This is a genomic window from Pseudomonas sp. Sample_10 (genome assembly GCF_004321495.1).
GTDB lineage: Bacteria > Pseudomonadota > Gammaproteobacteria > Pseudomonadales > Pseudomonadaceae > Aquipseudomonas.
In genome coordinates, this window is record NZ_RCOE01000136.1 from 1 (window position 1) to 8,297 (window position 8,297).

The window sequence follows — 8,297 nt, forward strand, 5'->3', positions numbered from 1 at the left end:
AGGACACCGCCCTTTCACGGCGGTAACAGGGGTTCGAGTCCCCTAGGGGACGCCATTTGCGGGAATAGCTCAGTTGGTAGAGCACGACCTTGCCAAGGTCGGGGTCGCGAGTTCGAGTCTCGTTTCCCGCTCCAATTTTAAACAGCGTTGCTTTCGGGCAGGGCTGAGTGAAACCAGAACCAAGTCTTCGGATGCGGGTCTGGGCACCGAAACACACACCATGTGTTCCGGGCAGCGTGTCCCCTTCGTCTAGTGGCCTAGGACACCGCCCTTTCACGGCGGTAACAGGGGTTCGAGTCCCCTAGGGGACGCCATTTGCGGGAATAGCTCAGTTGGTAGAGCACGACCTTGCCAAGGTCGGGGTCGCGAGTTCGAGTCTCGTTTCCCGCTCCATATTCAACAAAAACGCCGCTCAGCAATGAGCGGCGTTTTTGTTTGCGCGTGTTCTTCCGGTATGAACTCCACCCTCAAAATTTTGGGGGCTGGCGCTGTTCTTAGGCCCCAACGGGGCCAAGCAATGACACTTCCATTTCTTGTTGGCTGGCCAAGCTCGAAGACCTGGGCTGCCCGGAAGGGGTGGACCGCAATCTGGTGCCGTCGGTCGTCTTTGCAGTCGAACTGTAATTTTTGACAGGTTCGGTCATGTAGGTTTTGCCCTACTGTTTAGGTGTGCCACAGGGTCAAGCAATGTTCTTGTCATCACCGATAGGAAGAAAGGCAGCCATGAGTCAGGTGTTCCAGATTCCAACTCAGAAAGATCGAACTGCGGTCAACATGGCGCAGATGGCCACGAGCATTGCAGTACAGCGCCCATATTTTGCATTTGATTCGCTCTACAAAGTCTCTGGCGAGTGGGATATCTGGGGGGATTTCAAGCCTGAGCAACCGCTGGGGAGCGAGCTCGGACCATTGGCTACGGCCGAGGCCGGGCGCCACTTGGCTATCCTGGGGTCGTGCGCTGCTGCGCTGGCGCAGGTTGAAGGTGAGCGTGTGTATTACTTGGCCTCACGAGCTCACTGGGATTTGCGGTACAACCCCATGAGGTATGGACGAACTCCGTTGATGACCGCTCGGGCCAAGATCGTTGAAAGGTCACGAAAAAGGGTGCTCGCAAGAACCGAGCTGTTGATCGAGGGGCAGTTGTACGCAGAGTTGTCCGTGGATTACCAAGTGCTGTCAGAAAAGACATTTCAAAAGCTCTTCTCAAACCATCTAGTGCCCACTACCTCGAGCTCTGTTAGTTCTCCATACGCTGAAGCGTTCCCATTGTCGGTGCTTACGTTGAGTGAGCAGGAGATCACTGCTGAAAGTGTTGGGTTCTCGGCAGCCAGGTGTGAAGGACACTTCCCTGACTACCCGACGTGGCCCGTGGCAGTTGTCATGTATGGTCTGAGTCAGGTCATGTCTCGGCTACTGGATCATAAGGTGGGTCGGGTTACTCCCTTTAGGCTCTTACATGTGACATTAGCGGCAGACGAGCTGGTTTCTGCCGATAAACAACTGCTGTTCAGTGCTTGTTTCTCCTCCGTGTCTACTGACGGAAAACTCTGTGATGTGGTCTGCAACGCTGCTTATGGCGACAGGGTGATTGCCACTACTCAGGCTAAAGTTGCGATTGAGTGAGTAGTTTAAGGATCGAACCGTAAGCCTTCTCGCCAGAGGTCCCGGGTTCACGGAGTCGAAGAGGGGCAGAATCTTGCCGCCACTCTTCTAAGCCCAGATCGGAGTTGCTGCGCGTTTACATCGACAACATCAACCGCCCCGCAAACAAAATCAGGACCACACCCATGGTGCGTTCAAACCAATGGCCCATGCGCATGAACAGCAGTCTGACCTTGGAGCTGGAAAAGAACAGCGCCACGATCACAAACCACAGGGCGTTTACCAGGCACATCCACACCCCGTAGAGCGCCTGAATCTTCAGTGGTGTGGTGGCGCTGATGAGCGTGGTGAAAATCGCCAGGAAAAACAGTGTGGCCTTCGGGTTGGTGGCGTTGGTCAGAAAACCGGTGGTGAAGGCCTTCAGCGATGTCTGCTGGATAACCGGTTCATCAGTGACTTTATCGCCCTCGAGTACGGATCTGGGCTGGCTGCGAATCAGGCTGACGCCCAGATACAGGATGTAGGCGGCGCCCACGACCTTGGCCACCGTGAGCAGCCATGGCGTGGTGTGCATCAAAGCGCCGACGCCCAGCACCGTATACAGCACATGCACGGAAATGCCGGCGCCGATGCCCAGTGCGGTGCAGATCCCCACCCATCGGCCAAAACGTACGCTTTGGCGGATGGTTACGGCGAAGTCCGGACCGGGGGCGACCACGGCGAGAAAGTGCACGATTGCCAGCGCCAGAAATTCACCCAGGTAATTTGAAAGCATCTCAACTCCAGAAAGTCAGGGGGGAAGCCGTGCCGCGATAGCCGACAAAAAATGAAAGGCTCAGGCGTGGTTCGGCCACGCCCTGGGTCACTGAGTGCATGCGGCGGGAGTTGAACATGATGAAATCCCCGGGAGCGGGGAGAATCTCCAGCGCTGGCGTACCAAGCAAAGCCGGTTCGATGCCGTAACTGTCGCCGCGCATTTCGTCGAATTGTTCCGGGGAAATGTCGTCGTCCCACATCTGCAGAGCACCGCCTTCGGTGGGCATGTTCAGGTAGACGTTGCAGGCGAACTGCGCCTCCAGGCTTCTGGCCTGGAAGCTGTCCGGGGCGTCCTTGGCGAAGATGTCGTGATGGGCAAGAAAGCACACACCGGGTTTCACCACGCGGGAGAGTCCGACGTACATCTTGCGTCCGTAGAGGTTTTCCAGGTGCGCTCCCGCCGGCCAGGATTCGTCGAGCATGCAGCGCAGGGTGTCGACCGGCGACGGGTAGGGCGCACACCGGTTGCGTAATTCCGCGATGTTGCGGGTGGCGCGTTCGAAATAATCCTCTATCAACAGCGGCTGGTTTTCCGCCTCGTAAAACGCCATGCCGATACGGCCGATACTGGGCGCGTTGATATAGCCTTCAAAGCCGGGTGCGAGGATCTTGTCGCCAATCTGCATCGCCAACGGCGTGGGTAGCCAATTTTTTACGCGTATGGCGAGGACTTCTTCATTGGCCAGTTTTTTTATGCACGTCTCATCGAGACGCTCGACGTCTAGCATCATGTCTCAGGTCCATCTATCAGAGAGTCGACGAAGCCTGCGAGTGCAGGCTCCTCCCGGCGTCGGGCAATGGCTTGGGGGCCATCGCCCAAAGGCTCAGTCCACGTGGTAGTGGACGGATAACGTCCCTTTCTTTTGCGAAAGGGATTCGATCGTGACCGTGCCCAATTCCTTGAGGCTACGTACATGGGTGCCGCCGCAACCGTAGGCGGGCAGTTCACCGAAACCTATTTCCCGGGCGCCTTCGCGCAGTGATATCAAGCGCGGCAGGTTGTGGGCGATCCACTGCTCGATGCCTCCCTGCAGGGTTTGCGCTTCAACTTCCCGGGCCGATTCCGTCGGTTTGAACTGCACACGCCCTTCGCCAGGCCAGTGATGCGCCTTGATCGGCATCCAGCCCATGGCCTGGACGAAATGGCCGATCAGGTGGCCGGCTGAATGCATGCGTGTATTGAACTGGCGACGCTCTTCGTCGATCCGGATCTGGGTCATACCGATTTTTACCGGACTGTCGACGAAGTGGACGATCCGGTCCGGGTCCTGGACTACGCGCAGCACTCGGCTTTCGCCAATCCAGCCGGTATCGAAGGGTTGCCCACCGCCCTGCGGGTGGAACAGTGTTGCGCGCAGTACCACGGCGAATTCGCTCTCGTGTGGCGTGCAGTCCAGGACTTCCACGTTGGCCTTGAGCTCATCACTATGGAAAAACAGGCGAAGCGTCATGTTCCGTGCTCGAATAAAAAATTCTGTTTTTTATTATATGAAGGGTGGAATAGCGTGATAATCCGTTCAAACATCAAAGGACTGTTGCGTTGTGAGCATAAATCTACCGTTGCCTCTTCTTGGTGAAATGGCGATTTTCGTCAAAGTTGTCGAGACCGGCAGCTTCTCCGAAGCGGCACGTCAATTGGGCTCTTCACCCTCGGCGGTCAGCCGCAGTATTTCGCGACTGGAGAAAGCGCTCGCGACGCGACTCCTGCAACGCACCACGCGCAAGCTGCGTTTGAGCGACGGCGGGGAAGAGGTGTTCAAACGGTGCCAGGAGATGGTCAACGCTGCCCGTTCAGTGATGGAGATCAGTGGTCAGTTCACCGATGAGCCAGAGGGGGTGGTGCGTCTCAGTGTGCCGAAAGCGGTGGGTCGGATCGTGATCCATCCGCATATGCCGGAGTTCTTGCGCCGTTATCCGAAAGTGGATGTGGAGTTGTTGCTCGAGGATCGTCAGGTGGATTTGATCGACGATCACGTCGACCTGGCGATACGCATTACCGATCGGCCGCCTGCTGGGTTGGTGGGGCGTCAGTTGCTGACGATCGACCATATGCTCTGCGCGACACCGCAGTATCTGGCCGAACATGGAACACCGGCTCATCCCCATGACTTGCTCAACCACAGTTGCATTTATCTGGGGGAAACCCCGAGCGATGCGCGGTGGAAGTTCAAGAAAGGCAACAAGCTGGTCACTGTCGGCGTGCGCGGGCGCTATGCCGCCAATCACACGGGCGTGCGGTTTGGCGCGGTATTGCAGCACATCGGCATTGGCAGCCTGCCTTATTTCACGGCGCGCCGAGCCCTGGAGAAGGGGTTGATGGTGCAAGTGCTGCCGGACTGGACCTTCCTGGCGTCCTACCACGGCGGCGCCTGGTTACTGCATTCGCCAACCCGATACCTGCCGCCCAAGCTTCGGGTGTTGATCGATTACCTGGTGGAGTGCCTGGAGAAAGAGCCGACGTTGGGCAAGCCGGGCAAGTCGGACAGCTTGAGTACGGCGGTATCGGAGTATGAACTGCCCGAGAGTGACGGGTTGTTCTGAGCAAAGACTCGATCTGTCGGCAAAACAAAAAGGCCCGCATGTTCAGCATGCGGGCCTTTTCATACAACGTCTTTCAGATCAGTGCTTGCTGTCCTGGTTGGACAACGCCAGTAGCTGCTTTTCCTGGTTCCAGTCAAACGGCTCGTCGTTCTGTTCGGCTTCGAAGCGACGTTCTTCCAGTGCCTGATACAGATCGATTTCGTCATCAGGCATGTAGTGCAGGCAGTCGCCAGCGAAGTACCACAGCAGGTCGCGCGGGACCAGGTGAGCGATTTGCGGGTAGCGGGTGATCACCTGGCACAGGATGTCCTGGCCCAGGTATTGGCTTTCGATCGGGTCGACCGGCAGCAGTGCAAGCAGTTCGTCGAAGCGCTCCAGGAACAAGGCATGGCTTTCGTCGGGAACCTGTTCGGCCTCACCTACGGCGACCAGGATGCTGCGCAGGTGGTCGAGCAATACGAGATGATCGGCAACGATGTTGGACACGAGATAAGTCCTCAAGAGCAAAACGGGCGCGGGAGTATAAAGCTCCTGCGCCCGTTTTTACATGGTGTAGCGGCTCGGTTTGATCAGCGGACCTTCCCCGCGGCTATCGCCAGTTCCTCTTTGTCGAAGTCATCGACATCGATCACCTTGCGCCGCGCCGCCTCGGCGTCACGCAGGGCTTGCGCTTCCACCGGTTGCAACACGCCGGCCTCCAGCGCTGCATCGATCACGTGCTCGCCTGCGACCGGTTTGACCTGACCGCTCTTGAGCGCCACATGCAGTTTTTTCTGCAAGGATTGCGCAGCGCCCGACAGGTTGCAGGCATGTTGCAGGGCGCCGACCGGGTCTTCCAGCGATTGCGGGCGGTAGCAACCCAGGAGCACTTCCTCCAGCGCCGGGTCACCTTTGGCCCGACCGATAACCGCAGCAACCTGTGCGCCCAGCTTGTCGGAAGGCCCTTTGTGGCGACGACCGAACGGGAACACGATCACCCGCAGCACACACGCCAGGACTTTGTTCGGGAAGTTGTTGAGCAATTCATCCATGGCCCGTTCGGCCTGGCCGAGGCTTTCCTCCATGGCCCAGGCAAACAGCGGCTCCATGTGTTCCGGCGCGTCGAGGTCGTTGTAGCGCTTGAGCGCGGCGCTGGCCAGGTACATGTTGCTGAGTACATCGCCCAGGCGTGCCGACAGGCGTTCGCGGCGTTTCAATTCGCCACCGAGCAGCATCATGCTGAGATCGGCCAGCAATGCGAACGCAGCAGCCTGCCGGTTGAGAGCGCGGAAATAACCCTGGCTGAGCCTGTCGCCCGGCATATGTTCCAGGTGTCCAAACCCGAGATTCAGCACCAGCGTGCTCGCGGCATTGCTGACGGCAAATCCGATGTGCCTGAGCAACAGGCTATCGAATTCAACCAGTGCCTGATCCTTGTCTTCACGGGTGGCCAGGGCCATTTCCTTGAGGACGAAAGGATGGCAGCGAATGGCCCCCTGACCGAAGATCATCAGATTGCGCGAAAGAATGTTCGCGCCCTCGACGGTAATGAAAATCGGCGCGCCACACCATTTGCGCGCGAGGTAATTGTTCGGTCCCTGGATGATCGCCTTGCCGCCGTGTACATCCATGGCGTGGCTGATGCATTCACGGCCCCGTTCGGTGAGGTGATACTTGAGAATCGCCGACAGCACCGAAGGTTTCTCGCCCAGGTCCACCGCATTGGCCGTCAGCATCCGCGCGGCATCCATCATCCAGGCGTTGCCGCCGATGCGGGCCATGGATTCCTGAATGCCTTCGAACGCCGCAATCGGCACGTTGAACTGTTCGCGAATCTGCGCGTACTGGCCTGTCACCAGGCTGGTGAACTTGGCCATGCCGGTACCCACCGCCGGCAGGGAAATCGAACGCCCGACCGACAGGCAATTCATCAGCATCATCCAGCCTTTGCCGAGCATTTCCTGGCCGCCGATGAGGAACTCCAGCGGGATGAAAACGTCCTTGCCGGAGTTCGGACCGTTCATGAACGCTGCGCCCAGTGGCAGGTGACGACGACCGATTTCCACGCCGGGAATGTCGGTCGGAATCAGCGCGAGGCTGATGCCCAGGTCTTCTTTGTCGCCCAGCAGATGGTCCGGGTCGTAAGCCTTGAAGGCGAGGCCGAGCAGGGTGGCGACAGGCCCCAGGGTGATGTAGCGCTTTTCCCAGTTAAGACGCAGGCCCAGGGTTTCCTGGCCTTCCCACTCACCTTTGCAGATCACCCCGGTGTCGGGCATACCGCCGGCGTCGGAGCCGGCCATTGGGCCGGTGAGGGCGAAACACGGAATATCGTCGCCCCGTGCCAGGCGTGGCAGGTAGTGGTTACGTTGCTCGTCGGTGCCGTAATGCAGCAGCAACTCAGCGGGACCGAGGGAGTTGGGGACCATCACGGTGGAGGCGAGGTCGCCACTGTGGCTGGCCAGTTTCATCGCCACTTGTGAGTGGGCATACGCCGAGAAGCCCTTGCCGCCAAATTCCTTGGGGATGATCAGGGCGAAGAAACCGTTTTCCTTGATGTACGTCCAGGCCTCGGCTGGCAGGTCCATGGTTTGACCGATCTGGTAGTCACTGACCATGGCGCAGAGTTCTTCGGTTGGGCCGTCGATGAAGGCCTGTTCCTCTTCGCTCAGTTGTACCTTGGGGTAGGACAGCAGTTTGTTCCAGTCCGGACGACCACTGAACAGTTCGCCATCCCACCACACCGTACCCGCTTCAATGGCGTCGCGTTCGGTTTGCGACATGGGCGGCAGGGTTTTCTGGAACCAGTTGAACATCGGCGCGCTGAAGAATTTGCGGCGCAGGTCAGGCAGCAGTAACGGCGCAGCGACCGCAGCGAGCAGAAGCCAGAAAACCAGCAACAGCCAGCCCGGCGCGCGGCTGAAGATGCCCATTGCCAGCAGGTAGACAGCCACGATGCCCATGGCGGGCAGCGGGGCGATGCGACGGTGGGCTAAATAAGCGATCCCGACAACCAGAACCAGTATCCACAACAGCAGCATATTTAATCCTCCGTGAAACCAGGGCGAGCCAACCCACAGAGCTTAGACGGCATCCGCAAAACAGGGGGGGCGGAGCGAGGTGATTGAAATCGTGGGAAATCCCGGATGATTTCTGTAGGTCCGGTTGGCAACAGGCTTGGTAAATCGTTCATTTAACGGGCGGCTAAGCGCTCATATTTGGCCGAAACGTCGTTATCTCTGTGCTGAACCTCTCGATAGACTCGGGGCTTCCCCAGGAGATCGTCGCATGCATGAGTACCTAAGCCCCGGCCGCTTCATCGATAGTGACCATCCCTCGGTGGTGGAGTTCGCCGAAAAACA

At 58.3% G+C, this 8,297-nt stretch carries 7 protein-coding genes, 3 tRNA genes and 1 pseudogene; 6 read left to right on the top strand and 5 right to left on the bottom strand.

The genetic code is table 11. From position 1 onward, the window contains the following. Nucleotides 1–58 precede the first annotated feature (58 nt). From D8U18_RS12880 to D8U18_RS12895, 4 genes are all read left to right on the top strand, one after another. Nucleotides 59–134: transfer RNA gene (locus D8U18_RS12880), tRNA-Gly, on the top strand. Between the two features lie 104 nt (nt 135–238). Then, nucleotides 239–314 (top strand) — tRNA-Glu (locus D8U18_RS12885). Between the two features lie 3 nt (nt 315–317). Continuing rightward, nucleotides 318–393, top strand: a tRNA-Gly gene (locus D8U18_RS12890). A 330-nt stretch (nt 394–723) separates the two neighbouring features. After that, a complete protein-coding gene (locus D8U18_RS12895; protein ID WP_131107749.1) occupies nt 724–1,623 on the top strand; it encodes a hypothetical protein in 900 nt (299 codons plus the stop codon). A gap of 115 nt (nt 1,624–1,738) precedes the next feature. Here the strand turns inward: D8U18_RS12895 and D8U18_RS12900 are convergent, their stop codons facing one another. The 3 genes from D8U18_RS12900 to D8U18_RS12910 form a co-directional block, all read right to left on the bottom strand. Then, nucleotides 1,739–2,377 carry a LysE family translocator gene (locus D8U18_RS12900; protein WP_131107750.1) on the bottom strand — a complete coding sequence of 213 codons (639 nt, stop codon included), beginning with the start codon at nt 2,375–2,377 and terminating at the stop codon, nt 1,739–1,741. A 1-nt stretch (nt 2,378) separates the two neighbouring features. After that, complete coding sequence (locus D8U18_RS12905; RefSeq protein ID WP_131107751.1) at nt 2,379–3,149, bottom strand: 2OG-Fe(II) oxygenase; 771 nt, start codon at nt 3,147–3,149, stop codon at nt 2,379–2,381. A 93-nt stretch (nt 3,150–3,242) separates the two neighbouring features. Further along, on the bottom strand, nt 3,243–3,869 hold the full coding sequence (locus D8U18_RS12910; RefSeq protein WP_131107752.1) for an alanyl-tRNA editing protein: 627 nt from the start codon (nt 3,867–3,869) through the stop codon (nt 3,243–3,245). Between the two features lie 91 nt (nt 3,870–3,960). Between D8U18_RS12910 and D8U18_RS12915 the strand changes: the two genes are divergently transcribed. Further along, the gene (locus D8U18_RS12915; RefSeq protein WP_130906922.1) at nt 3,961–4,959 is read left to right on the top strand and encodes a LysR family transcriptional regulator; all 999 of its coding nucleotides are present in this window, start codon (nt 3,961–3,963) and stop codon (nt 4,957–4,959) included. A gap of 78 nt (nt 4,960–5,037) precedes the next feature. Here the strand turns inward: D8U18_RS12915 and D8U18_RS12920 are convergent, their stop codons facing one another. Beyond that, nucleotides 5,038–5,445 carry a PA2817 family protein gene (locus D8U18_RS12920; protein WP_007972361.1) on the bottom strand — a complete coding sequence of 136 codons (408 nt, stop codon included), beginning with the start codon at nt 5,443–5,445 and terminating at the stop codon, nt 5,038–5,040. An 83-nt stretch (nt 5,446–5,528) separates the two neighbouring features. After that, nucleotides 5,529–7,976, bottom strand: coding sequence for an acyl-CoA dehydrogenase (locus D8U18_RS12925; protein WP_131107753.1), 2,448 nt, complete (start codon nt 7,974–7,976; stop codon nt 5,529–5,531). 247 nt (nt 7,977–8,223) lie between these two features. On the opposite strand from D8U18_RS12925, the pseudogene D8U18_RS29025 reads away from it, so the two are divergent. Continuing rightward, nucleotides 8,224–8,297 (top strand): annotated as a pseudogene (locus D8U18_RS29025) (cysteine protease); the annotation flags it as partial.

Bases quoted from the DNA above. Each gene is read 5' to 3' on its own strand.
- D8U18_RS12910 (WP_131107752.1), bottom strand. From the start codon at position 3,869: ATGACGCTTCGCCTGTTTTTCCATAGTGATGAGCTCAAGGCCAACGTG.
- D8U18_RS12895 (WP_131107749.1), top strand. From the start codon at position 724: ATGAGTCAGGTGTTCCAGATTCCAACTCAGAAAGATCGAACTGCGGTC.
- D8U18_RS12900 (WP_131107750.1), bottom strand. From the start codon at position 2,377: ATGCTTTCAAATTACCTGGGTGAATTTCTGGCGCTGGCAATCGTGCAC.
- D8U18_RS12925 (WP_131107753.1), bottom strand. From the start codon at position 7,976: ATGCTGCTGTTGTGGATACTGGTTCTGGTTGTCGGGATCGCTTATTTA.
- D8U18_RS12905 (WP_131107751.1), bottom strand. From the start codon at position 3,149: ATGATGCTAGACGTCGAGCGTCTCGATGAGACGTGCATAAAAAAACTG.